This is a genomic window from Bradyrhizobium sp. CCBAU 51627, from assembly GCF_028128765.1.
Classification (GTDB): Bacteria; Pseudomonadota; Alphaproteobacteria; order Rhizobiales; family Xanthobacteraceae; genus Bradyrhizobium.
Genome location: NZ_LBJG01000023.1, coordinates 12,703 through 38,064 on the forward strand (window position 1 = coordinate 12,703; position 25,362 = coordinate 38,064).

Annotated in this window: 19 protein-coding genes; 10 read left to right on the forward strand and 9 right to left on the reverse strand. The window is 64.5% G+C overall.

The window, feature by feature from the left end:
* The first annotated feature begins 102 nt into the window (after positions 1 to 102).
* Positions 103 to 339 carry a DUF3551 domain-containing protein gene (locus XH88_RS11895; protein WP_271615551.1) on the forward strand — a complete coding sequence of 79 codons (237 nt, stop codon included), beginning with the start codon at positions 103 to 105 and terminating at the stop codon, positions 337 to 339.
* A 130-nt stretch (positions 340 to 469) separates the two neighbouring features.
* On the opposite strand, the gene XH88_RS11900 is transcribed toward XH88_RS11895, so the two are convergent.
* Entirely contained in the window at positions 470 to 1,360 is an 891-nt protein-coding gene (locus XH88_RS11900) for a LysR substrate-binding domain-containing protein (RefSeq protein ID WP_271615552.1), read from the reverse strand.
* An 89-nt stretch (positions 1,361 to 1,449) separates the two neighbouring features.
* On the opposite strand from XH88_RS11900, the gene XH88_RS11905 reads away from it, so the two are divergent.
* Positions 1,450 to 2,202, forward strand: a complete 753-nt coding sequence (locus XH88_RS11905) for a sulfite exporter TauE/SafE family protein (protein ID WP_271615553.1) — start codon at positions 1,450 to 1,452, stop codon at positions 2,200 to 2,202.
* A 29-nt stretch (positions 2,203 to 2,231) separates the two neighbouring features.
* Here the strand turns inward: XH88_RS11905 and XH88_RS11910 are convergent, their stop codons facing one another.
* Positions 2,232 to 2,864: a LysE family translocator gene (locus XH88_RS11910; RefSeq protein WP_271615554.1), complete on the reverse strand. Its 633-nt coding sequence runs from the start codon at positions 2,862 to 2,864 to the stop codon at positions 2,232 to 2,234.
* 224 nt (positions 2,865 to 3,088) lie between these two features.
* Here XH88_RS11910 and XH88_RS11915 point away from each other — a divergent pair, with 224 nt between their 5' ends.
* Both XH88_RS11915 and XH88_RS11920 read left to right on the forward strand, forming a co-directional pair.
* A complete protein-coding gene (locus XH88_RS11915) occupies positions 3,089 to 4,885 on the forward strand; it encodes an adenylate/guanylate cyclase domain-containing protein (protein ID WP_271615555.1) in 1,797 nt (598 codons plus the stop codon).
* A gap of 199 nt (positions 4,886 to 5,084) precedes the next feature.
* Positions 5,085 to 7,889, forward strand: coding sequence for a di-heme-cytochrome C peroxidase (locus tag XH88_RS11920; protein ID WP_271615556.1), 2,805 nt, complete (start codon positions 5,085 to 5,087; stop codon positions 7,887 to 7,889).
* Positions 7,890 to 8,110: 221 nt separating this feature from the next.
* Here the strand turns inward: XH88_RS11920 and XH88_RS11925 are convergent, their stop codons facing one another.
* Positions 8,111 to 9,058, reverse strand: a complete 948-nt coding sequence (locus XH88_RS11925) for an alpha/beta fold hydrolase (RefSeq protein ID WP_271615557.1) — start codon at positions 9,056 to 9,058, stop codon at positions 8,111 to 8,113.
* A 233-nt stretch (positions 9,059 to 9,291) separates the two neighbouring features.
* Between XH88_RS11925 and XH88_RS11930 the strand changes: the two genes are divergently transcribed.
* Positions 9,292 to 9,753, forward strand: a complete 462-nt coding sequence (locus tag XH88_RS11930; protein WP_271615558.1) for an Hsp20 family protein — start codon at positions 9,292 to 9,294, stop codon at positions 9,751 to 9,753.
* A gap of 151 nt (positions 9,754 to 9,904) precedes the next feature.
* Positions 9,905 to 10,675, forward strand: coding sequence for an alpha/beta fold hydrolase (locus XH88_RS11935; RefSeq protein WP_271615559.1), 771 nt, complete (start codon positions 9,905 to 9,907; stop codon positions 10,673 to 10,675).
* A 58-nt stretch (positions 10,676 to 10,733) separates the two neighbouring features.
* On the opposite strand, the gene XH88_RS11940 is transcribed toward XH88_RS11935, so the two are convergent.
* Positions 10,734 to 11,477: a hypothetical protein gene (locus tag XH88_RS11940; protein WP_271615560.1), complete on the reverse strand. Its 744-nt coding sequence runs from the start codon at positions 11,475 to 11,477 to the stop codon at positions 10,734 to 10,736.
* 491 nt (positions 11,478 to 11,968) lie between these two features.
* Here XH88_RS11940 and gltB point away from each other — a divergent pair, with 491 nt between their 5' ends.
* The gene (gene gltB, locus XH88_RS11945) at positions 11,969 to 16,705 is read left to right on the forward strand and encodes a glutamate synthase large subunit (RefSeq protein WP_271615561.1); all 4,737 of its coding nucleotides are present in this window, start codon (positions 11,969 to 11,971) and stop codon (positions 16,703 to 16,705) included.
* 160 nt (positions 16,706 to 16,865) lie between these two features.
* Positions 16,866 to 18,317: a glutamate synthase subunit beta gene (locus XH88_RS11950; protein WP_271615562.1), complete on the forward strand. Its 1,452-nt coding sequence runs from the start codon at positions 16,866 to 16,868 to the stop codon at positions 18,315 to 18,317.
* Between the two features lie 181 nt (positions 18,318 to 18,498).
* On the opposite strand, the gene XH88_RS11955 is transcribed toward XH88_RS11950, so the two are convergent.
* Positions 18,499 to 20,244, reverse strand: coding sequence for an outer membrane beta-barrel protein (locus XH88_RS11955; RefSeq protein ID WP_271615563.1), 1,746 nt, complete (start codon positions 20,242 to 20,244; stop codon positions 18,499 to 18,501).
* A gap of 193 nt (positions 20,245 to 20,437) precedes the next feature.
* On the opposite strand from XH88_RS11955, the gene XH88_RS11960 reads away from it, so the two are divergent.
* Positions 20,438 to 21,445, forward strand: a complete 1,008-nt coding sequence (locus XH88_RS11960) for a KpsF/GutQ family sugar-phosphate isomerase (RefSeq protein WP_271615564.1) — start codon at positions 20,438 to 20,440, stop codon at positions 21,443 to 21,445.
* Between the two features lie 124 nt (positions 21,446 to 21,569).
* Here XH88_RS11960 and XH88_RS11965 read toward each other — a convergent pair whose 3' ends face one another.
* Positions 21,570 to 22,121 carry a carboxymuconolactone decarboxylase family protein gene (locus XH88_RS11965; protein WP_271615565.1) on the reverse strand — a complete coding sequence of 184 codons (552 nt, stop codon included), beginning with the start codon at positions 22,119 to 22,121 and terminating at the stop codon, positions 21,570 to 21,572.
* Between the two features lie 71 nt (positions 22,122 to 22,192).
* Between XH88_RS11965 and XH88_RS11970 the strand changes: the two genes are divergently transcribed.
* Complete coding sequence (locus tag XH88_RS11970; protein ID WP_271615566.1) at positions 22,193 to 22,531, forward strand: winged helix-turn-helix transcriptional regulator; 339 nt, start codon at positions 22,193 to 22,195, stop codon at positions 22,529 to 22,531.
* Between the two features lie 151 nt (positions 22,532 to 22,682).
* Here the strand turns inward: XH88_RS11970 and XH88_RS11975 are convergent, their stop codons facing one another.
* From XH88_RS11975 to XH88_RS11985, 3 genes are all read right to left on the reverse strand, one after another.
* A complete protein-coding gene (locus XH88_RS11975) occupies positions 22,683 to 23,126 on the reverse strand; it encodes an NfeD family protein (RefSeq protein WP_271615567.1) in 444 nt (147 codons plus the stop codon).
* Positions 23,127 to 23,181: 55 nt separating this feature from the next.
* Positions 23,182 to 24,186: an SPFH domain-containing protein gene (locus XH88_RS11980; RefSeq protein WP_271615568.1), complete on the reverse strand. Its 1,005-nt coding sequence runs from the start codon at positions 24,184 to 24,186 to the stop codon at positions 23,182 to 23,184.
* 201 nt (positions 24,187 to 24,387) lie between these two features.
* On the reverse strand, positions 24,388 to 25,356 hold the full coding sequence (locus tag XH88_RS11985; protein WP_271615569.1) for an ABC transporter substrate-binding protein: 969 nt from the start codon (positions 25,354 to 25,356) through the stop codon (positions 24,388 to 24,390).
* Between the last annotated feature and the right edge of the window lie 6 nt (positions 25,357 to 25,362).

Here is a 25,362-nt window from a genome sequence, read left to right on the forward strand (position 1 = left end):
CTGCTTCACACAGGCTAACGCCATTGCGAGCATGCGTGCCGTGCCCGGCATTTTGGAACGCCGGTGCATGCGCGACGTTCAATCCCGAAATTGGAGATTTGCATGAAACACAAATTGCTCATGACCGCCGCCGCTCTTACCATCCTGACAAGCGTCGGCGCCTCCACTTCCGCCCTCGCCCAAGACCGCTACTGTCTTCAAGGCCGCATCTGGGGCTATCCCGGCAACTGCCAGTTCGCCAATTACGATCAATGCATGGCGAGCGCATCGGGAACACAAGCCTATTGCGGCATCAATCCGCGCTACGCTTATGCACGGCGCTATCGCGGATATCGGTGAGCCACGGCGGACTTCGAAATTCAGCTGCTGCGTTCCTGCGCCGACCGCCGCGGCGCGCATCGAGGCCAACCACGCACGGAACGACCGATCAGCTTCGCGGAGCGGCAGTTGGCTCCGGACATATGCCCCCTCACACCGCCTCTGCCCTCAAATGCTCCACCAGCATCTTGGCCGGGCGCGGCAGCGTCTTGAAGTTGCGCGCGCAGATCACGAGCTTGCGGTTGGCCCAGACGTCGCGCAGGCGGACCATGACGAGCGGCATCAGCTTGGCGCAGCGGCGGGCGGCGGATATCGGCACCAAGGCGATGCCGACATCGGCGGCGACCATCTGGCAGATCGCGTCGAAGTCGCGCAGGCGCGCACGATAATGCGGCCGCATGCCGAGTCGGGCGGCGTGCCTTGAAATATGCATCTGAAGCGCGGTGGCGCTGGTGAGCCCGACGAAGTCGCAAGCGCCGGTCTCCTGAAAATCGATCTGGCGACGGCCTGCGAACGGGCCTCGGCGCGACGTCACCAGTGTCAGGTGATCCTCGCTGAATACGAAGCGCTCGATATGGTCGGGCAGCGCGTGCTCGGCGGCGAAGCCGAGATCGGCGGCACCTGCGGTGATCGCGGCCGCGATGTCGGTGCTCTCGCGCTCCTCGATGTCGATGGCGATGTCGCGATGCTCGCGCAGGAACCCGGCCAGCGCCTTCGGCAGATGCTCCGACAGCCCCGAGGTGTTGACGAGAAAATGCACGCTGGCACGCACACCGCTGGCGAAACCGGCGAGATCGCCGCGCATGGCGTCGATCTGGTGGATGACCACCCGCGCGTGATCGAGCAGGCTCTCGCCGGCCGCCGTCAATTCGACGCCGCGGCGCCCGCGCTTGAGCAGCCCGACGCCGAGCGCGTCCTCGAGCCCCTTGATCCGAGCGCTGGCGGAGGCCAGCGCCAGATGCGAGCGCTCGGCGCCGCGCGTGATGCTGCGCTGGTCGGCGACCGCGATGAAGAGCTGGAGGTCGACGAGGTCGAAACGCATGGCAGATCTCCTCAGCCTTCGGAGCTGACGAAGGCTGTCTCCGTAACCTCCAGATTGTGCCAGCGCGCAGCTTCGGTCAATGTGCGGGCATGATCGACCCGCTCCTCATCCTTATCGCCGCCGTCTTCCTGATCGCCGGATTCGTCAAGGGCGTGGTCGGGCTTGGCCTGCCGACCGTGTCCATGGGCCTGCTCGCAGTGAGCATGGCGCCGAGCCGCGCGATCGCCATCGTGATCGTGCCGGCCATCGTCACCAACATCTGGCAGACCTTCGTCGGCCCGTATTTGCGCGACATCCTGAGGCGGCTGTGGCCGCTGATGATCGGCACCGTGATCGGATGCTGGCTCAACGCCGGCGCGCTGACGGGCCCTTATGCCCGCTACGGCACCGTAGTGCTCGGCGTCCTCCTGGTGGTCTACGCCATCATCGGCCTCAGCAAATTCAAATTCCGCGTCGCGCCTGAGAATGAGAAATGGGCCGGCGGCGTGGTCGGCTTGATCACCGGCGTGATCTCGGCCTCGACCGGTGTGCAGGTCATCCCCTCGATGCCGTTCATGCAGGCGATCGGCATGGAGAAGGACGAACTGGTGCAGGCCCTCGGCGTGTTTTTCACGACGGCGACGCTGGCACTCGCCTTCAATCTCACCGCCGGCGGCCTGCTGACCCAGGCCAATGCCGTGCCTGGGGCCGTGGCCATGGCCATGGCCTTTGCCGGCATGTACATCGGGCAATCGGTGCGGGCGCGGATGCCGGCCGAGGCGTTTCGCCACTGGTTCCTGGTGGCGATGATCCTGCTCGGCGTCTATCTCGCCGGCAGCGCGCTGCTGAAGGAATTCGCCTGAGGTGAGATCCACTCATTCGTTCGAATGTGTTACCGCGCCTCCAGCATGGCGACGCGGATGCCGAGATAGATGAAGAGCCCGCCGAGCGCGCGGTTGACCCAGGCGATCACGCCCTCGGACTGCCGCAGCCGGTGGGCAGCCTTGGCCGCGAACGCCGCCAGCATCAGGCACCACAGCGTGCCCGTACAGATGAAGATCAGGCCGAGCGTCAGGAAAGCGAGCGGCTTGTGGGCCGAGTCGGCTGCGACGAATTGGGGCAGGAAGGCCAGGAAGAACAGCGCGACCTTGGGATTGAGTGCGTTGGTGAAGACGCCCTGGAGGAAGACCCGCCGCAGCGAGCTTCGCTCGGCCGCGTCCTTGACGACGAGCAGCGCCGGCCGCGACCACAGCATCTGAAGGCCGGTCAGGACCAGATAGGCCGCACCGACCAGCTTCAGGATCGAGAATGCGGTGGATGAGGCCATCAAGAGCGCCGAAAGGCCGATCGTCGCGCCCGCGACATGGAAAAAACAGCCGCAACTGATGCCAAAGGCGGCCGCCACCCCGCCACGCCAGCCCATCTGCATGCTGCGGCCGATCACATAGACCGTATCAGGCCCCGGTGTGATGTTGAGCAGCACGCCCGACAGGACGAAGAGCCAGATTTCGTGAATGCCCGGCATGAGATAGGTCTCCCGCCACCCGGCCGGGCGGCCTCGAGGGACTGCCCTTAGTCGGTTCGCTCCTGGCCGTCTACCGCCGGAATGCTTAAGATTTGCCTCAAATTTGCAATGCGGATCATACTTCCGCTCGGCCCCGTCTGCTCTATAAAGGCGTCAGTTCTTGAAATGGTGGATTCGCGGCGGCTACCACGCGGTGGCAGTCCCTCCCTTGGAGTTCCGAGGATATGGAAAGACGTCTGGCTGCCATCGTCTGTGCCGATGTCGCCGGCTATTCGCGCATGATGGGTACTGACGAGGCCGGCACCCATGCCGCCTTCAAGGCCCATCGCAGCGCGATTCACCCCATCATCCTCAACCACGGCGGCCGCGTCGTGAAAAACACCGGCGATGGTTTTCTGCTGGAGTTTCCCTCCATCGTCGGCGCCGCCGAGGCCGCGATCGCCATGCAGGTCCTGATGGCGGAGCGCAACCGCCATCTGCCCGCAGACCGTACCATGCAGTTCCGGCTCGGCATCCATATGGGTGACGTCATCGCGGACGAGGATGAGGTGTTCGGCGACGATGTCAACATTGCCGTGCGCCTGGAATCGGTGGCGAGCCCCGGCGGCTTCGCAATCTCGGCCAAGGCGTACAAGGAAGCGAGCAAGCATCTGACCGTGCCGCTGATGGACGGCGGCAATCACCGCTTCAAGAACATCAAGGATCCGATCGGGGTCTGGACCTGGACACCCGAGGGCGCGCCCCCACTCGCGCCCGAGCTGAAGGAAGGATCGGCACTCTCGCAGTCCTACCGCACCGCGATTGTCGGCGTGCTGCCCTTTGCCAATCTCAGCGACGCCCAGGACGAATATTTCTCCGACGGCCTGACCGAGGATCTGATTCACGCGCTGTCGCTGCAATCCTTCTACCGCGTGCTGAGCCGCAACTCGACCTTCGCCTTCAAGGGCAAGAACGTCAGCACGCGCGTGATCGCGCGCGAGATCGATGCCACCTATCTGATCCAGGGCTCGGTGCGGCGCGCCGGCGCCAAGATTCGTGTCACCGCAGAGCTGATCGCGCCGGAGACCGGCGAGCAGCTCTGGACCGGCCGTTACGACCGCGACATCGGCGACCTCTTCGCCATGCAGGACGAGATCACGACCAGTTTGTCTGCGGCCATCGCCACCGAGATCGTCCGGGCCGAGGCCTCCGCGCCGCCTCGCCCGACCAACGACGTCACGGCCTGGGACCGCTTCCTGAAAGGCCTGTCGCATTATTACCGGCAGACCAAGGAAGACTTAAGCACCGCGGTCGCGCTGTTCCGCGAGGCGATCGCGCTTGATCCCAAGCTGTCGATCGCGCATGCCTATCTCGCCACGATCCAGATCCAGAGCATCCAGTTCGGCTGGGTCAAGGGTACGCGCGAGATGTGGGCCGAGGCGATGAGCCTGGCCGAAACCAGCGTCCGGCTCGACCCGCGCTCCTCCTTTGCGTTCTCGATCCTGTCCTGGGCGCACGCGATGGAAGGCCATGACGAGGCGGCGATGGACGCGGCCAAGCGCGCCGTCGCCCTCAACCCCTACGACATGGGTGCGCGCGGCGTGCTCGGCATCTGCCATTTCGTCATCGGCCAGCACCGCCAGGCCATCGAGCTGTTTTCGATGGCCGCCCAGCGCGACAACAGCGACCCACGCTATCAATGGGCGGCGCTCAACGCCTTCAGCCACTATCTCGTCCGCCAATATGACGCGACCCTGTCCTGGGCCCGCGAGCAGCTCTACGTCAACCCGAACCACATGCAGGCTTTGGCGATCCGCGCCGCGGCGCTGGCGCAATTGGGCCGAACTGGCGAGGCGGCCGAGGCGACCGGCGTGCTGATGAGCAATTACCCGACCCTGAATGTCGACCGCCATTTGCGGAATTTTCACTGGAAGCGGCCCGAGGACATCGCGCATTACCGCGAGGGACTTCTGAAGGCGGGCGTGCCGGCCAGCAAGCTCACTTTGGTCCAGAGCGACGTCAGGCGCGCCGCGGAATTCTGAAGACAGGATTCCGAGAGCAGGCTTGCCCCGTGTCCCGCGATCCCGGGCCAGGTTTTATTGACACCCGAGTGGATTCAGCCACACTTTGTCACACGCTGAAGTAGTATAGTTGCGTTGCGTCTGCTGTCTGTTTGTTAGGACTTTCCGCGCTGTATCGGCGCGGCCGCTTTTCGCGATCCGTTTGCTTCAGGAATTGCCGATGGATGACTCCCGCAAGACGCCGTTCGATCCCTCAATCGCAGTCTCGCCCAACAATCCCTGCCCGTTCCTGCGTGGCCTCGTCGGCGAAGGCTTTTTCGACGGCGGAACCGTGCCGCTCCGGACGCTGTCGCAGACCATCGCAAATGCAAGCGGCGAGAGCGGGTTGAAGAAGACCTCGGCCCGCGTTCAGGTCCGCGGCGTCGCGCTAATCGCCAACGGCGCCTGTCACATCCTGCAAAGCCTCTTCTGGGGCGCACAGCTCAATCGCTTGCGCGGCGGCCCGCTCGACAAGCTCGGCGCCGGCTCGCGCATCCTCGACGTCGACGGGCGCGTCAACGAGGACGAGATCAAGCGGCTCGCCGGTTTCGGCGGCACCTATGCCGATCCGGATGGCGGCAACGAGATCGGGCTCAACGCCTCGCAAATTCAGACCTTCATGAACGACAACCTCAAGCGCGCCGGCAACCAGGCGCGCTGGTACTACCCGATCCTGATGAAGTTCGAATGGCCCGTCCTGCTCCGGATCATGGGCAAGGGTCAGGGTGATGATCGCTATCTCAGCGTGGCCGAGGTGAGGACATTGTTCAACGAGCGCAAATTCCCTGACCGGATCACCCAGCGGGTCGTCAGCCAGCCGGTCACCCCGCCCTCGCTGATCTTGCGCGCAGCCGGCGGGCTCGTCGCCGCGCTGCTCGTCTTTGGCATCGTGGCGCTGCGCTTTCCCGATCAATTCCAGCCGATGCTGCCCGGCATCCTCGGCGACCTGGTGGCGCCGCCATTGCCCGCGCATGTCGAACCCCGCGCCGCATATTGGCTGGAGCAGAACTGGGCGCTGGAGGACCGGCACTGGTTTCATCACGCCAGCCAGGGCACCGCGACCTTCCCGGTGCCCTATAGCTGGTTCATGGCGCTCGAACAGCCACGGCTTCATTTTTTTGCAAAGCCCGGGATGCTCCATGACAGCGACCATCTGCAGCGCTTCGGCTTCATCCCGAGCCCGCAGACGATCAACACCGACGACGCCACGCTGCGCCGGTTCGGTTATGCCAACGTCTACGACAAGACGAAGCCGGTGCCGGCGCGTCTCTGGGATCCGCCGGTCAACTGGGGTCGCCAGGCCGAAAACGTCGACGGTCTGCCCGTCGGCTTTGCGCGCATGACCGGCGTGGCCGATCCCGCAACCGGCAAGGTCGGCGAGGATCGGATCGGCTTGACTTGCGCTGCCTGCCACACCGGCCAGATCCACTACAAAGGGATCGACATCCGCTTCGACGGCGGCCCGGCAATGACCGATCTCAGGAAGCTCGAGATCACGACCGGCCTGTCGATCGCTTACACGCGGTACGTGCCCGGGCGATTCACGCGCTTCGCCGATCGTGTGCTCGGCCCCTCCGCCAGCGATGCCGATCGCGACGCGCTGAAGCAGAAGTTGCGCGCGATCAGCACATTCCTGGTCGACTGGGAAAAGACCTACGCGAAAACCATCGAAGGCAAGACGAGGTTCAACGAGAAGACGAAGCGGGAAGAGCAGCAGCAGGACACCGAGGAAGGATATGGCCGCCTCGATGCGCTCAACCGCATCGGCAATCAGGTCTTCTCACAGGACATGGCGCTCAGCGGCCTCAGCGGCTTCGAAAAGAATCTGCATGCCAAGGATGCGCCGGTCAGCTTCCCGCCGATCTGGACCATTCCCTGGCTCAAATTCGCGCAATATGACGCCTCGATCGAGCAACCGCTGATCCGCAATGCCGGCGAAGCGCTTGGCGTCACTGCGCTGCTGAATCTGTCCAACGATACGCCAAAGGACACGCTGTTTCGCTCGTCGATGGACATCAAGAATCTGAACTGGATCGAGGACCTGCTGAAGGGATCGGCGCCCTATCCGAAAAAGCAGCTCTCCGGACTGACGTCGCCGAAATGGCCATCTGACATCTTCGGCGACGCGGCGTGGAAGATCGATGGCGAACGCGTCAAACGCGGCCGCAAGCTCTATGCGGAGATCTGCGTCGAATGCCATCTCGGTCCGGTCAACGACCCCGTCTTCGACAGCGAATTTCCGGACCAGAGCATCTGGTCTTCGTCACGATGGGAAACCATCGGCAACGACAAATTCCTGAACGAGGTCCAGAAAAGCGCCAAGGGCATGGGAACGGACCCGGCTCAGGCCAGCATACTGGCGACGCGCACGGTTCAGGTGCCGGGCTTCCTCAAGCTCGACCCCACACAGAAGCTCAATGCCTGGTGGGGCTGCAATCTACCGGATGTGTCGTCGACCGATATGCCGTATTCGCTTGGCTTGATGGTGCTCGTCGACATCGTCAGCCGCAAGGCGATGGACGATGCCAAGATCGATCTGAAGGTTCAGCAGGCCTGGTGGGGCGCGCGCAAGAACTGCCCCAACCCCGGGCCGCAACCGCCGGACAAGCAGGAGAAGGGGCCCTGGTATCGCGCGCGCCCGCTCAACGGCGTCTGGGCCACCGCGCCTTACCTGCACAACGGATCTGTACCATCGCTCTACTGGATGCTGAGCCCTGCGGCCGAGCGCCCCAAATCGTTCTGCATGGGCGGTGACCGCGACTACGATCCGAAGCAGGTCGGCTTCGCCGTCACCGACGGCGAGAGCTGCAAGACCGGGCAGTCGCGCTTCTCGACGCGAGCCCCTGATGGCACCGAACTGTTCGGCAACAGCAATGCCGGCCACTCGTTCGATGGTACGCCAGGTCCCGGCAAGGACGGCACCATCGGCCGCGTGCTTAGGGAGCAAGAGCGCTACGATCTGATCGAGTATTTGAAGACGCTGTGAGATGCCGCTTACCTCGCCCCGCTTGCGGGAAGAGGTCGGATTGTATCAACATCGTCATTGCGAGAAGCTCGCGACAAAATTGCGAAGCAATTTTGCGCTGATGCGACGAAGCAATCCAGACTGCCTCTGCGGAGATAGTCTGGATTGCTTCGCTGCGCTCGCAATGACGGTGAATGAGAACAATCCGCGAGCCCAACTCACACCGCGCTCGCGGACCAACCTCACTTGAACAGCGGCGTGCCCGGCACGAACGCGTCGAACGCGGCCCAGAACTGGGAGCGATAGCGGTCCTGTTCCTGCAGGATCTCGTGCTTCGAGCCGGCGATCACGAGATGGGAGCCGGCGCGTAAGTGATAGGCGAATTCCTCGATAGCCGCGGTCGAGACGACCGTGTCGTTGGACGCCGCCAGCATCAGGATCGGCTGGCGGATCTCGGAGGGGTAGTTCATTCCCTTGAACGTGTGCATGGCGCGGAACGCGGTGTCGGCCCAGGCGACCGTCGGTGACGCGAGGCCGAGCGTCGGGTCCTCCTCCAGGATCGCGGCGTTGCGCGCATAGCGGACGGGATCACTGGTGAGGGGATTGTTGATGAAGGGAGACAGACCGGTGAGCTCGTCGCTGCCGCCAGGCACGTAACCTCCGCCTCGCCCCAGCATGCGCATCGTCTTCAACAGCGCCCGCACCGGAAACGACGTGGCGCGCCCCGGCAGGTCGATCATCGGCGCGGTGAGCACCATGCGATCGAACCAGCGCTTCTGCGCATGCGCGAGGCGCAAGAGCACCGCGCCGCCCATGGAATGGGCCAGCGCGAAGTACGGCGGCGGGCAATCCGGCAGCACCACCTGCTGCACGAAGGTCTCCACGTCGATCTCGTAATCGGCGAAGTTGCGCACGTAGCCCTTGCGCGGATCACGCAGGCGGCGCGATGAATGGCCCTGGCCGCGCCAGTCGATCATCGCCACCGCAAAACCGCGATCGCGCAAATCACGCACGGTCTCGAAATATTTCTCGATCTGCTCGCTGCGCCCGGTGAAGACGCAGACGGTCCCCTTGCGATTGGCCGGTGGCGCCCAGCGTGCGTACCGCAGCTCGACCCTGTCTGGCGTCTTGATGGTGCCGCTGACAACGTCTTCGGGCACGGGATTGGACGGAATCGAGACCAGCGTCATGATGGGAAGTGCTTGGGCGCCACGTGGTGTAACCAACCGCTGCAAATCAAGGGCGGGAGCGCCGAAAAGGCGCCGCTACCGCCCTCTTGAACGCCGTTCTGGACCCACCCATATCATCTCAGTGCAGGCCGCTACCAGTGTTTCGGAACCGGAACATCAGGCTGCACACAGAGATGAGCCCGGCCCGATTGGCGGGCGGGTTACCAAACAGTCGCTCAATGGAGGACTTGACCATGCGTACCTACGACCTCACCCCGTTCTATCGTTCCACCGTCGGCTTCGACCGCCTCTTCAACCTGCTCGACCAGGCAGGCTCTGACGGCAGCCCCGGTTATCCCCCCTACAATATCGAGCGCACCGGCGAGAACGCCTACCGCATCACCGTTGCGGTCTCTGGCTTCTCCAAGGATGAGCTCTCCATCGTCGCGAAGGAAAACACGCTGACGATCAAGGGCGAGAAAGTCGCCAACGAGAACTCGAAATCCGAAGTGCTCTATCGCGGCATCGCCGCCCGCGCCTTCGAGCGCGCCTTCCAGCTCGCCGACTTCGTGCAGGTGAAGGACGCCTCGCTCGAGAATGGGCTGCTTCATGTCGACCTCGTCCGCGAGATCCCCGAGGCCAAGAAGCCGCGCCAGATCGCGATCAACACCGGCGCTGCGAAGGCGCAGGTGATCGAGAGCTCGGTTGCCGCCTAAGCCGCGCGCCACCTCCACGTTGCGAAAACGCCCCGGTCGCCCGGGGCGTTTTTTCATTTTGCAGCGCATCACAGACTGGTGAGCCGTGTAACGTGGCCGCCAAACGCTCCGTCCTTTGGAGATCGCAGCCAAAACAAGACGGAGAACGAACATGACTTTCTGGCGCAGCCTTTTCGTCGCCGCGAGCCTGCTGACAGCCCCAATCAGCCTCGCCCATGCGCAGATCCCGCAGTCCGTGAAGGCCAAGAACGTCGTGCTGGTGCACGGCGCCTGGGCCGACGGATCGAGCTGGTCGGAGGTGATCCCGATTCTCCAGGCCGCCGGGCTCAACGTCACCGCTGTGCAAAATCCGCTGGGATCGCTCGCCGAGTCGGTCGAGGCGACCAGGCGTGTGCTCGCCGAGCAGGATGGGCCGACCGTACTGGCCGCGCATTCCTGGGGCGGCACCGTGATCAGCCAGGTCGGTACCGACCCGAAGGTGACCGGCCTCGTCTTTGTCGCGGCGCGCGCTCCCGACGCCAATGAGGATTTCGTGGCGTTGTCAAAGCAGTTTCCAACCGGCCCTGCGCGCGCCGGCATCGTCGAGCGCGACGGCTACACCAAACTGTCCGAAGATGCCTTCCTGAACTATTTCGCCAACGGCGTCGCGCCTGATCGCGCCAGGGAGCTCTACGCCGTGCAATGGCCGACGGCCGCCTCGATCTTCGCCGGCCGCACCACCGAAGCCGCCTGGCATTCGAAGCCGAGTTGGTACGCGGTATCGAAGAACGACGGCACCATCAACCCCGACTTCGAACGCTTCCTGGCCAAGCGGATGAACGCAACCACGATCGAACTCGACGCCGGCCACCTCTCGCTGGTGTCGCATCCGAAAGAGGTGGCGAATCTGATCCTGGAGGCGGCGGGGTATCCTCGCAGCTGAGGCATTGCCTCTGTCGTGCCTAAGCGCCCGAGCTCTTCGGGCGCTTTGTACGCTCAGCCTAATCCAGCCCCTGCACGGCAGGCATCTCCTGTGTCGGCAAAATGATAGGAGCCGGCTTGGCCTCGCCGACGGCCGGAGCCGCGGCGGCCGGCGCGGCCTCCGGCGGTTTTGCTTGTACTGCGGCAGTCTGCTGCGCAGGCTGGGCGTGCGGCGGCTGTTCGGCGGGCCTGGCAACCGCAACCGGCGTCTCGGCGCGCCGCGGAGCCGCCTTCGGCAGCGGCACGGTCCGGCTGGCGACATGGGGGATCGGAGCCGGCGGGCGCGGCGGGCCGCTGCGGACCATGGTCGGCGGCAGCGCGGTTTGCGGCTCGTAAGGCGCAGCCGCGGGCTCCTCATAGGCGGGGATCATACTGTAGGCGCCGGCGGCCGGCATGAAACGGATGATCCGGCCATCGCGGGCGTCAATCACGAGCCGGCCATCGTCGCCGCGGCGATCGATCACCGCGATGGTGTAAACGGCGCCGCGCAGGCGCGGGATGCCGAGCGGCGCGAAGCCGTTGTCGCGCAGTACCGCATAGACCTCGGTGGCCGGCAACAGCGCCGGCGCCGGGCCGCGCTCCTCATAACCATAGCCATAGCCGTAGCGCGGCGGCGGTGCGGCTTCTGGCGCGTAGGGCCCGTCGAAATCCGACACCGAGATATAGGCCCCTCCGGAAATACCACTCGCCGGAACTTGTGCCTGAGCAGCAGTTGCAGCCAGCACCAGCGTGACCGCGGCCACACATCCTATGAAAAACTTCATGGTCGACACGCTCCTGTCAGGCCCCGAAGGATCAGCGCTCTTTCGCTTCTTTGCGGGGTGGCGCACCTTCCGAAGGGCTGATCCGAAGCTTCATTCGGGATTTCGGCGCCCCTTGGGCCGGATCGGGGCGCGTTTGCTTCTAAACCGGGGCCGCGCAACTTTCGGAAAGCGATTGATTGACTTATCGGGAATCGGGACTTCCGCGCGCTTGTGTGCTAGACAAAAATTTGGCAAGGTGATGGTTAGGACAGGAAAGCTGTCTCAATTTTGCTTGCGGTTCCGGCATAGGGATTGCAGCGAAAACCGGTGCTTTCGAGCACCAATAAGGCAACAGGCAAAGCCGTTCTCGGGGACGAAGAACGCCTTGGCCTGAATTTAAGAAAATGCGGCTCGCAGCGGACGAGCGGTGACCCAGAGGCGGGTGCCGCGGAACGCCCAAGGTGCGCCGAAGATGGCGGTGAGGCAGCTTGCCGCATGGAGAGGATTGGAACATGAACGGGTCGCAATTCGAGCGCGCAAACATCGTGGCAGAAGAGCTGTCGGCGACGGTCGCCTCGAAATCGACCGATCCGATCCAGGAGCACAATTCGCGCCCCAAAGCCGAAGGCCTCTACGATCCGAGCCTGGAAAAGGACTCCTGCGGCGTCGGCTTCATCGCCAACATCAAGGGCAACAAGTCGCACGCGATCGTCTCGGATGCGCTGAGCATCCTCTGCAACCTCGAGCATCGCGGCGCCGTCGGCGCCGACCCGCGCGCCGGTGATGGCGCCGGCATCCTGGTGCAGATCCCGCACCCCTTCTTCAGCCGCAAGGCCAAGGAGCTCGGCTTCGCGCTGCCCGCGCCCGGCGAATACGCCATCGGCGCACTGTTCATGCCGCGCGATACCGCCTGGCGCAACGTCATCAAGAGCATCATCGCCGACCAGATCAAGGCGGAAGGCCTGACCCTGCTCGGCTGGCGCGACGTGCCGACGGACAATTCCTCGCTCGGCGTCACCGTGAAGCCGACCGAGCCCGCCTGCATGCAGGTGTTCATCGGCCGCAACGGCACCGCCAAGAGCGACGACGAGTTCGAGCGCCGGCTCTACATCCTGCGCAAGTCGATTTCGCAGGCGATCTACCAGCGCCGCGACCGCGGACTTGCGGGCTACTATCCGTGCTCGATGTCCTGCCGCACCGTGATCTACAAGGGCATGTTCCTCGCCGACCAGCTCGGCAAGTACTATCCCGATTTGCACGAGAAGGACTTCGAAAGCGCGCTCGCGCTGGTTCATCAGCGCTTCTCGACCAACACCTTCCCGGCGTGGTCGTTGGCGCATCCGTACCGCATGATCGCGCATAACGGCGAGATCAACACGCTGCGCGGCAACACCAACTGGATGGCGGCGCGCCAGGCCTCGGTGAGCTCCGAGCTCTACGGCAAGGACATCAGCCGGCTCTGGCCGATCTCCTACGAAGGACAGTCGGACACCGCCTGCTTCGACAACGCGCTCGAATTCCTGGTGCAGGGCGGCTACTCGCTGCCGCACGCCGTCATGATGATGATTCCGGAGGCGTGGGCCGGCAATCCCCTGATGGATGAGAAGCGCCGCGCCTTCTACGAATATCACGCCGCGCTGATGGAGCCGTGGGACGGCCCCGCCGCGATCGCCTTTACCGACGGCCGCCAGATCGGCGCCACGCTCGATCGCAACGGCTTGCGGCCGGCGCGCTATCTCGTGACCAAGGACGACCGCATCGTGATGGCGTCCGAAATGGGCGTGCTGACGATCCCCGAGGACCAGATCATCACCAAGTGGCGCCTGCAGCCCGGCAAAATGCTGCTGGTCGACCTCGAACAAGGCCGCCTGATTCCGGATGACGAGATCAAGGCTGAGCTCGCCAGAAGCCATCCCTACAAGGAGTGGCTGGAGCGGACACAGATCGTGCTGGAAGAGCTGCCGAAGGTTCCAACAACCGGCGTGCGCTCGAACCTGTCGCTGCTCGATCGCCAGCAGGCGTTCGGCTACAGCCAGGAAGACATCGCGATCCTGATGACGCCGATGGCGGCCACCGGCGAGGAAGCCGCGGGCTCGATGGGCAACGACACGCCGATCTCGGCGCTGTCGGACAAGGCCAAGCCGCTGTTCACCTACTTCAAGCAGAACTTCGCGCAGGTGACCAACCCGCCGATCGACCCGATCCGCGAGGAGCTGGTGATGAGCCTCGTCTCCATCATCGGACCGCGGCCGAACCTGTTCGACCTTCAGGGCATGGCCACCACCAAGCGCCTGGAAGCGCGCCAACCGATCCTGACCGACGCCGATCTCGAAAAGATCCGCTCGATCTCCGACGTGGCCGACACGCACTTCAAATCGCGCACGCTCGACACCACCTTCCACGCCGGTCTCGGTGCGGCCGGCATGGACCAGGTGCTCGACGAGCTCTGCGCGCGCGCTGAAAGCGCCGTGCGCGAGGGCGTCAATATCATCATCCTGTCCGACCGCATGGTCGGTGCCGACCGGGTTCCGATTCCGTCGCTGCTGGCTTGCGCCGCCGTGCATCATCACCTGATCCGCACGGGCCTGCGCACCTCGGTCGGTCTCGTCGTCGAATCCGGCGAGCCGCGCGAAGTGCATCACTTCGCCTGCCTCGCCGGTTACGGCGCCGAAGCGATCAATCCTTACCTGGCGTTCGAGACCATCATCGCGATGAAGGACCGCCTGCCCGGCTCGCTCGACGACTATGAGATCGTCAAGCGCTACATCAAGTCGATCGGCAAGGGCCTTTTGAAGGTGATGTCCAAGATGGGCATCTCCACCTACCAGTCCTATTGCGGCGCGCAGATCTTCGACGCGGTCGGCCTCAAGGCCGATTTCGTCGCAAAATTCTTCGCCGGCACGCATACCCGCGTCGAAGGCGTTGGTCTTGCCGAGATCGCGGAAGAGGCCGTGCGCCGTCATGCGGACGCGTTCGGAGAGGCGCTGGTCTACAAGAGCGCGCTCGATGTCGGCGGCGAATATGCCTATCGCAGCCGCGGCGAGGACCATGCCTGGACGGCCGAGTCGGTGTCGCTGCTCCAGCACGCCGCGCGCGGCAATTCGCAGGAGCGCTATCGCGCCTTCGCGAAGATCCTCAACGAGCAGTCGGAGCGCCTGCTGACGCTGCGCGGCCTGTTCCGGATCAAGAACGCGGAGGAAGAGAAGCGCAAGTCGATCCCGCTCGAGCAGGTCGAGCCGGCCAAGGAGATCGTCAAGCGCTTCGCGACCGGCGCGATGAGCTTCGGCTCGATCTCGCGCGAGGCGCACACGACGCTCGCGATCGCCATGAACCGGATCGGCGGCAAGTCGAACACCGGCGAAGGCGGCGAGGAAGCCGACCGCTTCAAGCCGATGCCGAACGGCGATTCGATGCGTTCGGCGATCAAGCAGGTCGCCTCGGGCCGCTTCGGCGTCACCACGGAGTATCTCGTCAACTCCGATATGATGCAGATCAAGATGGCACAGGGTGCCAAGCCCGGCGAAGGCGGCCAGCTGCCCGGCCACAAGGTCGACGCGACCATCGCCAAGGTCCGGCACTCGACCCCGGGCGTCGGCCTGATCTCGCCGCCGCCGCACCACGACATCTACTCGATCGAGGATCTGGCGCAACTCATCTACGACCTCAAGAACGTCAACCCGACGGGCGACGTCTCGGTCAAACTCGTCTCCGAGATCGGCGTCGGCACCGTCGCCGCGGGCGTCGCCAAGGCGCGCGCCGACCACGTCACCATCGCGGGCTTCGAGGGCGGCACCGGCGCTTCGCCGCTGACCTCGATCAAGCATGCCGGCTCGCCCTGGGAGATCGGCCTCGCCGAAACCCACCAGACCCTGGTACGCGAGCGGCTGCGCAGCCGCATCGTGGTTCAGGTCGACGGCGGCTTCCGCACCGGCCGTGACGTTGTGATCGGTGCGCTGCTCGGCGCCGACGAGTTCGGCTTCGCCACCGCGCCGCTGATCGCGGCCGGCTGCATCATGATGCGCAAGTGCCATCTCAATACCTGCCCGGTCGGGGTCGCCACGCAGGACCCCGTCCTGCGCAAGCGCTTCACCGGCCAGCCCGAGCACGTGATCAACTACTTCTTCTTCGTCGCTGAGGAAGTCCGCGAGATCATGGCTTCGCTCGGCTTCCGCACCTTCAACGAGATGGTCGGCCAGGTTCAGCTGCTCGACCAGACCAAGCTGGTCGCGCATTGGAAGGCCAAGGGCCTCGATTTCTCGAAACTGTTCGTCAAGCAGAAGGAAGAGAAGGGCCAGAAGATCTATCACTCCGAGCGCCAGAACCATCATCTGGAGGCGGTGCTCGATCGCACGCTGATCGAGAAGGCAAAGCCCGCGCTCGATCGCGGCGCGCCGGTGAAGATCGAAGCCGCGATCAACAGCACTAACCGCTCTGCCGGCGCGATGCTGTCGGGCGCGGTCGCCAAGATCTACGGCCATGCCGGCCTGCCGCATGACACGATCCATGTCAGCCTCAAGGGCACCGCGGGCCAGGCCTTCGGCGCGTGGCTCGCCAACGGCGTCACCTTCGAGCTCGAAGGCGAAGGCAACGACTACGTCGGCAAGGGCCTCTCGGGCGGCAAGATCATCGTCAAGCCGCCGGCGAACAGCGGCATCGTGCCGGAAGAGAGCATCATCGTCGGCAACACCGTGATGTATGGTGCGATCCAGGGCGAGTGCTACTTCCGCGGCGTCGCCGGCGAACGCTTCGCCGTGCGCAACTCGGGCGCGGTCGCTGTCGTTGAAGGCGCGGGCGATCATTGCTGCGAATACATGACCGGCGGCATCGTGGTCGTGCTCGGCAAGACCGGGCGCAACTTCGCGGCCGGCATGTCCGGCGGCATCGCCTATGTGCTCGACGAGTCCGGCGACTTCGACAAGCTGTGCAACCTCAGCATGGTCGAGCTCGAGCCGGTGCTCTCGGAGGAGATGATCGCCGAAAGCACCTATCACCAGTCCGGTGACCTCGAGGCGCATGGCCGGGTCGACGTATTCAACAACCTGCTCGACTCCGACGTCGAGCGGCTGCACGTCCTGATCACGCGCCACGCGAAGGCGACCGGCTCCAAGCGCGCCGTCGAGATCCTCGCCAATTGGAAGGAATGGCTGCCCAAATTCCGCAAGGTAATGCCGGTCGAGTACCGGCGCGCGCTGCGCGAGATGGCCGCCAGGAACGCGGACGCCGAGCCGAAAATCGCGATCGGGGCGTAAGAAGAAGCCCTCATGGTGAGGAGGCGCGCAGCGCCGTCTCGAACCATGAGGTCACCATCCGGGCCTTCATCCTTCGAGGCGCGGCGCGAAGAGCGCGCCGCTCCTCGGGATGAGGAGAAAGAAACAGAGCGAACTTAAGCGGCAGGGACTTCGAGCTTTAATGGGCAAGATCACGGGTTTTCTCGAAATCGAACGGCACGACCGCAAGTACACCCCGGTCGCCGAGCGCGTGAAGCATTACAACGAGTTCGTCATTCCGCTCTCCGAGAAGGAAGTGCGGGACCAGGCCGCGCGCTGCATGAATTGCGGCATTCCCTATTGCCACGGCACCGGGTCAGTCGCGCCTGGCACGCCCGGCTGCCCCGTCAACAACCAGATCCCCGACTGGAACGACCTCGTCTATCAGGGCAATTGGGAAGAAGCCTCGCGCAACCTGCACTCGACCAACAACTTCCCTGAATTCACCGGCCGCATCTGTCCCGCGCCGTGCGAAGCGTCCTGCACGCTCAACATCGACGACAACCCGGTCACCATCAAGACGATCGAGTGCGCGATCGTCGATCGCGCCTGGGACAACGGCTGGCTGAAGCCTGAAGTCGCGGCCGTGAAGACCGGCAAGAAGGTCGCCGTGATCGGATCCGGTCCGGCCGGCATGGCCTGCGCGCAGCAGCTCGCCCGCGCCGGCCATGACGTGCATGTCTACGAGAAGTACGCCAAGGCCGGCGGCTTGCTGCGTTACGGCATCCCCGATTTCAAGATGGAGAAGGGCGTCATCGACCGCCGCGTCGAGCAGATGGAAGGCGAGGGCGTCACCTTCCATTACAACAGCCATGTCGGCGCCAGTGGCAATGTCGATCCGCGCGAGATGCTCAACCAGTACGACGCCATCGCACTGACCGGCGGCGCCGAAGCGCCGCGCGACCTCCCGATCCCCGGCCGCGAGCTCGAGGGCATCCACTACGCGATGGACTTCCTGCCTCAGCAGAACCGCCGCGTCTCCGAGGAGCCGCTGAACGGCATTAGGGACATCCTGGCCGGCGGCAAGCATGTCGTCGTCATCGGCGGCGGCGACACCGGCTCGGACTGCATCGGCACCTCGCTGCGCCAGGGCGCGCTCTCCGTGACCCAGCTCGAGATCATGCCCGCCCCGCCCGAGCGCGAGAACAAGGGCCTGACCTGGCCGAACTGGCCCCTGAAGATGCGCACCTCGTCCAGCCAGGCCGAAGGCGCGGTCCGCGAATTCGCCGTGCTGACGCAGAAGTTTTCGGGCGAGAACGGCAAGGTCAAGAAGCTGCACTGCGTGCACGTCGACGACAAGTTCAAGCCGATCGAAGGCACCGAGTTCGAACTCGATGCAGAGCTGGTCCTGCTCGCGATGGGCTTCGTCCATCCCGTGCACGAGGGTCTGCTCAAGCAGCTCGCGGTCGAGCTCGACCCGCGCGGCAACGTCAAGGCCAATACGCTGGACTACCAGACCTCGCGTCCGAACGTGTTCTCCGCCGGCGACATGCGCCGCGGCCAGTCGCTGGTGGTCTGGGCCATCCGCGAGGGGCGGCTGTGCGCCCGCTCGATCGACACGTTCCTGATGGGGAAGACGGATCTGCCGCGGTAGATCCTCGCTCCGCGTCCAGATTTACAATAGATGTCATCGCCCGCGAAAGCGGGCGATTCAGTATTCCAGAGACAGGCTGTCATCCACCGAGAAGCCCGGCGTACTGGATGCCCCGGTCAAGCCGGGGCATGACAGCGGAGTGACAGCTGGGCGTCAAATCCGGCGCGCTCACGCCCCTGCGTTAATTCTGCAGCCTCACGCCCAACATCACCACCGTGCCCTGCGAGCTCGAGCCCGGCTGGTTCGAATCCAGGATGTCATGCCGCAGCGTACCCTTGATCCAGACGTTGCGGTTGAGCTTGTAGATCAGATTGCCTTCGAGCGAGTAGGTTTTATCGTTGCGGCCCTGGTTCTGATAGTCGTAGGTGCCGTAGGTGAACTTGCCGATCGCGGTGAGCCAGCGGCGGAAGTCGTGATCGACTTCGGCCGCGTAAGTGTGCACCAGCACGCCGGAGGAGCCCGGGATGGTGGTTTCCGCGATCTGCGTGTCGGTGTTGAATTTCACCGTCGTCAGCCCGCTGGCGTTCCAGATCAGCGAGCCCGAGGTCAGGAAGCCCGACAGCTGGCTCAGGCGCGGATCGACATAGGTGCGCGCGGAATAGCCGACCGAGACCTCGCCGGTAAGGATGCGCGAGAACTCGAAGGACGAGCCGACCTTGGCATAGCCGCCCGATGAATCGCGCAAATAGCCGTTGCGATCGGCAGTCTGGTCGTGAACGCGGTTGTCGCCTTCGATCTCGACGAACGGCTTAAGCCCCGGCTTGAGCTCGTAGGAGAAGCGCCCGACGCCGCCATACTGGTTGAAGTCGCGATCGTTGTTGCTGAAGATCGATCCGTCAGTGAGTTTTGAATCGGTGTACGCGGTTCGGTCGAAGGTGGCGCCCGCTGCGACCTGGAAGCGGTTGAAGGTCTGGTCGAAGCCGACGGTGGTGCCGTAGGTGGCGTAAACAGGATATTTCTGCAGCCCGGCCTGTACGTTCGGGCTGCCGGGATTGTCCGTGGCAAGCCGCAGGCGCAATTGCGAGGTCAGCTTGAGGTCGCGATCGACGTCGAAACGGCCGTCGATATGGCCGGTGAAGTCGGGACGATTGATCTCGACCGGTGATGGCGAGGCAAGGCCGTCGATGGTTTCAGGCATATTGTTGGTATAGCCCGAGAACGAGCCGCGCAGATCGGCGACCAGGGCGTGGCGCTCCCAGTCCGACATCACAAGAAGATCAGGCGCGACGACATAGACCGGCGAGCCGACCGGCTTTTGCAGACGCGCAGGATTGGTGTCGTAGCCGGCGGAGAGCTCGAGGCCGCCCCTGATCAGGAAGCTGCCGGCGTAATCGCCGACCGCGCCGAACGCATCGTCATCGGCCTTGAGGCGGCGGCGCTGCGGCTGGCCGGGCACGGTGCCCGCCATCGCCGGTGCTACTGGTGCCTTGTGCGCGGTCTCCGATGGTGGCGGTGCGATGCGCGGCGCGCCCAGAGGCGACAGTGTCGGCGCTGCCGACGGCACCGGCGAGCCCGGCCCTGCGGGCTTCCTGGGCTTCGGCTGGCCCGGATAGAGTTTTGGCTGCTGGCGCTTGCGATTGAGCGAATCGTAACCCGAGCCGCTGGCGCCATTGGCGGGAGGCAGCCCATAGGTCGGCACTTGGCCGACGCGCGTCGGCGCGGGCGCATCGCTTTTCTTGCGCGGGTCGTCGTTGGGATCCGGCGGCTGCGGGACCGCGTCCGAGGGCGCCTGCGGCACAGCGGCTGTGCGGCGCATCGGCAGCGCGTCGGGCGAGACAAAGCCGCCGCGGCTGGGATTGAACAAGTCGGGCGTGAGGCTCTGGGCGGCCACCGGGCCGCTTTCCAGCGCGGTCAGCAACAGGCATGGCAAAGCGGCGCGGAAAGCTAACGCGCAGCTGCTCCGGCCCCTGCCTGGAGGCGACCCCACGATGGAATAACTCCAACGAAATCAAATACTTTCACGATTGTCCCCATCGGCTCGCGGGAACCATCGTTAATGGAGTTAAAACAATTATGGTTAATGACCCGTTGAGGGTCTTGGAGCCCGCGTCGCCTCGCGGGCGAAGGCGTGCTAAGCAGGCGGCCAACGGGCTGACGCCCCTCCTCCCCTGGACGTGAACATGCCGAGTTCGAAACCGCTGATGACCCAATCATCCGGCCCCACCCCTGCCAGCGTTGAATCCGCGCTCCGCACGCTCGAGACGGAGAGCGGCGGCATCAACGCGCTCGCGGCCGCCCTGCGCGGCCCGCTCGGCGAGGCGTTTGCGAAAGCGATCGATCTGATCCGCAACGCCAAGGGCCGCGTCATCGTCACCGGCCTCGGCAAGTCCGGCCACATGGCGCGCAAGATCGCGGCGACCCTGGCCTCGACAGGTACGCCGGCGTTTTTCGTCCACACCGCCGAAGCTGCGCATGGCGACCTCGGCATGATCACCACGGACGACGTCATCATGGCGCTGTCCTGGTCCGGCGAGCAGCCGGAGATGAAGACACTCGTGAACTACTCCGCCCGCTTTGCGATCCCGATGATCGCGGTGACGTCGAATGCGGCGTCGTCGCTGGGCCAGGCCGCCGACATCGTGATCGAACTGCCGAAGGCGCGCGAAGCCTGCCCCCACAATCTGGCACCGACCACCTCGACCATGATGCAGGTCGCGATCGGCGACGCGATCGCCATCGCGCTGCTCGAAGGCCGCGGTTTCACGGCGCTGGAATTTGCCCACTTCCATCCGGGCGGCAAGCTCGGCGCGATGCTCAAATTCGTCCGCGATTACATGCGCACCGGCAATGAGATTCCGGTGAAGCCGCTCGGCACCGAGATGTCGGACGCAGTCGTCGAGATGTCCGAAAAGGGACTTGGCTGCGTCTGCATCGTCAATGATGCGAACGAGGCCGTCGGCATCATCACCGACGGCGATCTGCGTCGCCACATGCGGCCCGATTTGCTGATGGCGGTGGTGGACGACATCATGACGAGGCAACCGAAGACGGTGCCGCCCTCGATGCTCGCGACCGAGATGATCGAGGTGCTGAACACGCGCAAGATCACGACGTTGCTGGTGACCGAGGCGAACAAGGTGGTCGGCATCGTGCACCTGCACGATCTCTTGCGGGCGGGTGTGGCGTAAACGCGCGCTCTGTCTTCTCGTCATTCCGGGGCGCGCCGCTTGGCGCTAGCACGGTATCCATTCATGTCCGAGGTTGCGGTCCGATGGATTCCGGGCTCGCGCTTCGCGCGCGCCGGAACGACAATTACGCCGGAAACCGCGCCGCCCTTTCCTCCAGCGGCAGCTTCAGCCCGTTCGCCAGATAGGACACCGTGCGATAGAAACCGCACAGCAGCATGATCTCCAGAATCTGCTCCTCGTCGTAATGCGCCGACAGCCCGGCGAACTCGGCGTCGGTGAGGGTCGCCCGGTGATGCAGCGCGTCCACAGCCGCGATCAGGGCCTGCTCGGCCCGCGACCAGCAGGGCGACGTCTCGTTGCCAGCGACCGTCGCGCGGACCTCATCCCCGGTGAGCTTCGCCGGACCGGCAAAGATCGCGACATGGACACCCCATTCATACTCGCATTGGTTCAGCGCACAGGTACGGTCGATGACGATCTCACGCTGGCGTAACGACAGCGGTCCGGGATCAAGAAGCCCGCCGGCGCGAAACTTGTCCCAGGCGCGGGTGTGGGCGGCCATGACCCGGAACAACGCCAGCGGCGGAGCGCCACGCATAATGCGGTCGAACTGCGCCTGAATATCCGGGGGATAAGGCGGCGCGAGCGGGGCGATGCGCGGCGTCGGGGATGACATGCGTGTCTTTCTTGCTACGAATATTGTAGCATTACGCTACATTATCCGTAGCAAGACGCAAGAGGGTCGCGATGGCGAAACAGGCAGGCTCAAGCGATCACCGCGTGCGCGGCTCGCGCACCGGGCGGCCGATCATGACGCTACTCGACCTGCTCGGTCGACGCTGGAGCCTGCGGATATTATGGGAATTGCGCGAAAGCCCCCTCACCTCGCGCGTGCTTCGCACGGCCTGCGACGAAGCCTCGCCCACGGTGCTTCAGGCCAGGCTCACGGAGTTGCGTGAGGCGGGCTTCGTGGAACTCGGCGACGGCGGGGGTTATGGACTGACGCCGCTCGGACGGGAGTTGTGCGAGACCTTCATGCCGCTGCACCGGTTTGCGGAGAGGTGGCGCAGCAAAACCGGCGCCTGAGTCCAGTGGCACCACATCCGCAACCTCGTCATTGCTGTGCGAGCGCAGCGAACAATCCAGAATCCCTCCGCGGAGACAGCCTGGATTGCTTCGTCGCACCAGCGCAAAATTGCTTTGCAATTTTGTCGCGGGCTCCTCGCAATGACGGAGGCTACGCTGCCGCGACCGTCAGATTTGCCCCATCTACCTGCACCACCTTCACACGTGTCCCTGCCGGCGTATCCGGGCCTGCCACGCGCCAGACGGTGTCGCCGATGCGAACGGTGCCGTTGCCGTCGATGATCGGCTTCTCCAGCGTGAACTCGCGGCCGAGCAGCGCCTCGGTGCGCTTGTTGAGGAAGGGACTGGCGCTGGCATCCGGCTTCGGCCGGGCGAGGCGGCGCCACACCGGCACGGCGGCAGCAGCGAACACCGCGAACATCACGAGTTGGATCTGCCAGGAGATGACGGCGGCGAATGAGATCAGGCCGACCAGCAAGGCGGCGAGCCCGAGCCAGAACAGGAACACGCCCGGCACGACCACCTCCAGCGCCATCAGGATGAAGCCGAAGATCAGCCAGTTCCAGGTGCCGAGCGATACGAACATGTCCGTCATGACAGGACCTCTTTGCATGAGCGCATGGTCTTAGCCGAAGATCATGCGCCGTTCCTTACCCTTGCCGCGGCGGCACCGCCGGCGGCGTCGGGCCGGTCGGCGGTACTGAAGCGGTGCGGCGAGCGGCGGCGGTCGCGGACGCAGCACTTTCGCCAAACGTTGCCTTCGCGATTTCGCCGATGCCGGCGAGCGAACCGAGCATGCTGGTCGCTTCCATCGGCAGCATGATGATCTTCTGGTTCGGCGCATCCGCGAACTGGCCGAACGCCTTGATGTATTTGTCCGCAATGAAATAATTCAGCGCGGCGACATCGCCCTTGGCAATCGCTTCCGACACCGCCTGCGTTGCCTTGGCCTCGGCTTCAGCGAGACGCTCGCGCGCCTCGGCGTCGCGGAAAGCGGCTTCGCGACGGCCTTCGGCCTGGAGGATCTGGCCCTGCTTGGCACCCTCGGCGCGCAGGATTTCGGACTGGCGCTGGCCTTCCGCGGCGAGAATGTCGGCGCGCTTGACGCGCTCGGCCTTCATCTGACGGCCCATGGCCTCGACGAGGTCCGCCGGCGGGACGATGTCCTTGATCTCGATGCGGTTGACCTTGACGCCCCAGGGAGAGACCGCGGCGTCGACTACGCGCAAGAGGCGTTCGTTGATCTCGTCGCGATGTGACAACACCTGGTCGAGATCCATCGAGCCCATCACCGAACGGATGTTGGTCATGGTCAGCACCGTGATGGCCTGGTTGAGGTTGGCGACCTCATAGCTCGCCTTCGCCGCGTCGAACACCTGATAGAAGGCGACGCCGTCCACCGTCACGGTGGCGTTGTCCTTGGTGATGACCTCCTGCTCGGGGATGTCGATCACCTGCTCCATCATGTTGATCTTGCGCCCGACCCGATCGAAATAGGGCACGATCAGATTAAGGCCGGGGCTCAGTGTCTGCGTGTATTTGCCGAAGCGCTCGATGGTCCAGTCATAACCCTGCGGCACCGTCTTCACGCCGGCAATCAGCGTGACGATGACGAGCAACACCAGAACAATCGCGAAAATATCGAAACCGCTCATCTTTCCTCCAAGGCGGGAAGAATCCCTTTCCCGCGCTGCCATTGGTCGGGATCAAGACCCTAGCGGTTCAGCAGCCGCTTTTCACGTCGGTATCGGCGCCATTCTGCACAAGACGCGAGGAGGGAGAACGGCCACGATTATGTATTTGCGAACGGCTCTTGAAAGCGCGAAGGCGCAGACCTAGCGGTCAAGGATTCCACCCTACTCGATGACGTCGTTCGCGATTGCGAGCAGGCTCGGTGAAAGGGTGACACCTAGCGCCCTGGCTGTCTTCAGATTGATGGCGAGCTCGAACTTGGTGGGGTTCTGGACCGGCAGGTCCTCCGGCCGCGCTCCCTTGAGGATACGATCGATATAGCCGGCGGCTCGGCGGAGCTGCTCGGCGCTGTCCGTGCTGTATGACATCAACCCACCTTCATCGACAAAGGCGCGGATGCAGAACACGGCCGGCAAATGCGCCTGCTCGATCGCCGCCAGCAGCGGCGCGCGATTCGCGATGGCGAAGAAGTCCGGCAGCACCAGGAAGCCGCCGTCCTTGCGCGAAGCCAGCGCGGCGATGGAAGCGACATCGTGCACCGGCGCGGGCTCGACCGCCACATGCAGCATCCGCGCAGCCTCCTCCAGCGTGCGCAGCATCAGCGTCGCGAATGGCGCGGTGGCGGGGTTGTAGACGACGAAGACGCGGGACACCTTCGGCGTGACCTGCGTCATCATCTCCAGCCATTTGCCGGCGAGCGGGCCGTCGTAATCGGTGAAGCCTGTGATGTTGCCGCCGGGATGGGCCAGGTTCTGGACAAAGCCCTGGCTGACGGGATCGGTCACGACCGCAAACACGATCGGGATCGTCGTGGTGCGCCGGCGCAACTCCTCCACCGAGGGTGTGCCGAGCGCAAGCAGGATGTCCGGCTTGCGCGCGATCAGGTCATCGGCCAACTGCGCGACGCGCGCGCGATCCCCGGCGCCACTCCGCCAGTCGATTTCGAGATTGTCCCGCTCCTTCCAGCCATGAGTGGCCAGCGCCTCGGCCAGGCCGGTCCGGCCGATCACGTCATCGGCTGATGTGACCGAGAGCACGCCAAGCCGGCGCGCCGCAGTCGGCTGCTGCGCCAGGACCGGGAGCGGCCATGCAGTGAGTGTCCCAAGAAGCGCCAGACAGTCGCGGCGGTTCATGGAGCG

Coding starts and splice junctions, on each gene's coding strand:
- XH88_RS11940 (WP_271615560.1), bottom strand. CDS start 11,477: ATGAAGTTTTTCATAGGATGTGTGGCCGCGGTCACGCTGGTGCTGGCT.
- XH88_RS11915 (WP_271615555.1), top strand. CDS start 3,089: ATGGAAAGACGTCTGGCTGCCATCGTCTGTGCCGATGTCGCCGGCTAT.
- gltB (WP_271615561.1), top strand. CDS start 11,969: ATGAACGGGTCGCAATTCGAGCGCGCAAACATCGTGGCAGAAGAGCTG.
- XH88_RS11960 (WP_271615564.1), top strand. CDS start 20,438: ATGCCGAGTTCGAAACCGCTGATGACCCAATCATCCGGCCCCACCCCT.
- XH88_RS11975 (WP_271615567.1), bottom strand. CDS start 23,126: ATGACGGACATGTTCGTATCGCTCGGCACCTGGAACTGGCTGATCTTC.
- XH88_RS11900 (WP_271615552.1), bottom strand. CDS start 1,360: ATGCGTTTCGACCTCGTCGACCTCCAGCTCTTCATCGCGGTCGCCGAC.
- XH88_RS11935 (WP_271615559.1), top strand. CDS start 9,905: ATGACTTTCTGGCGCAGCCTTTTCGTCGCCGCGAGCCTGCTGACAGCC.
- XH88_RS11905 (WP_271615553.1), top strand. CDS start 1,450: ATGATCGACCCGCTCCTCATCCTTATCGCCGCCGTCTTCCTGATCGCC.
- XH88_RS11920 (WP_271615556.1), top strand. CDS start 5,085: ATGGATGACTCCCGCAAGACGCCGTTCGATCCCTCAATCGCAGTCTCG.
- XH88_RS11985 (WP_271615569.1), bottom strand. CDS start 25,356: ATGAACCGCCGCGACTGTCTGGCGCTTCTTGGGACACTCACTGCATGG.
- XH88_RS11910 (WP_271615554.1), bottom strand. CDS start 2,864: ATGCCGGGCATTCACGAAATCTGGCTCTTCGTCCTGTCGGGCGTGCTG.
- XH88_RS11970 (WP_271615566.1), top strand. CDS start 22,193: ATGGCGAAACAGGCAGGCTCAAGCGATCACCGCGTGCGCGGCTCGCGC.
- XH88_RS11895 (WP_271615551.1), top strand. CDS start 103: ATGAAACACAAATTGCTCATGACCGCCGCCGCTCTTACCATCCTGACA.
- XH88_RS11965 (WP_271615565.1), bottom strand. CDS start 22,121: ATGTCATCCCCGACGCCGCGCATCGCCCCGCTCGCGCCGCCTTATCCC.
- XH88_RS11925 (WP_271615557.1), bottom strand. CDS start 9,058: ATGACGCTGGTCTCGATTCCGTCCAATCCCGTGCCCGAAGACGTTGTC.
- XH88_RS11950 (WP_271615562.1), top strand. CDS start 16,866: ATGGGCAAGATCACGGGTTTTCTCGAAATCGAACGGCACGACCGCAAG.
- XH88_RS11980 (WP_271615568.1), bottom strand. CDS start 24,186: ATGAGCGGTTTCGATATTTTCGCGATTGTTCTGGTGTTGCTCGTCATC.
- XH88_RS11930 (WP_271615558.1), top strand. CDS start 9,292: ATGCGTACCTACGACCTCACCCCGTTCTATCGTTCCACCGTCGGCTTC.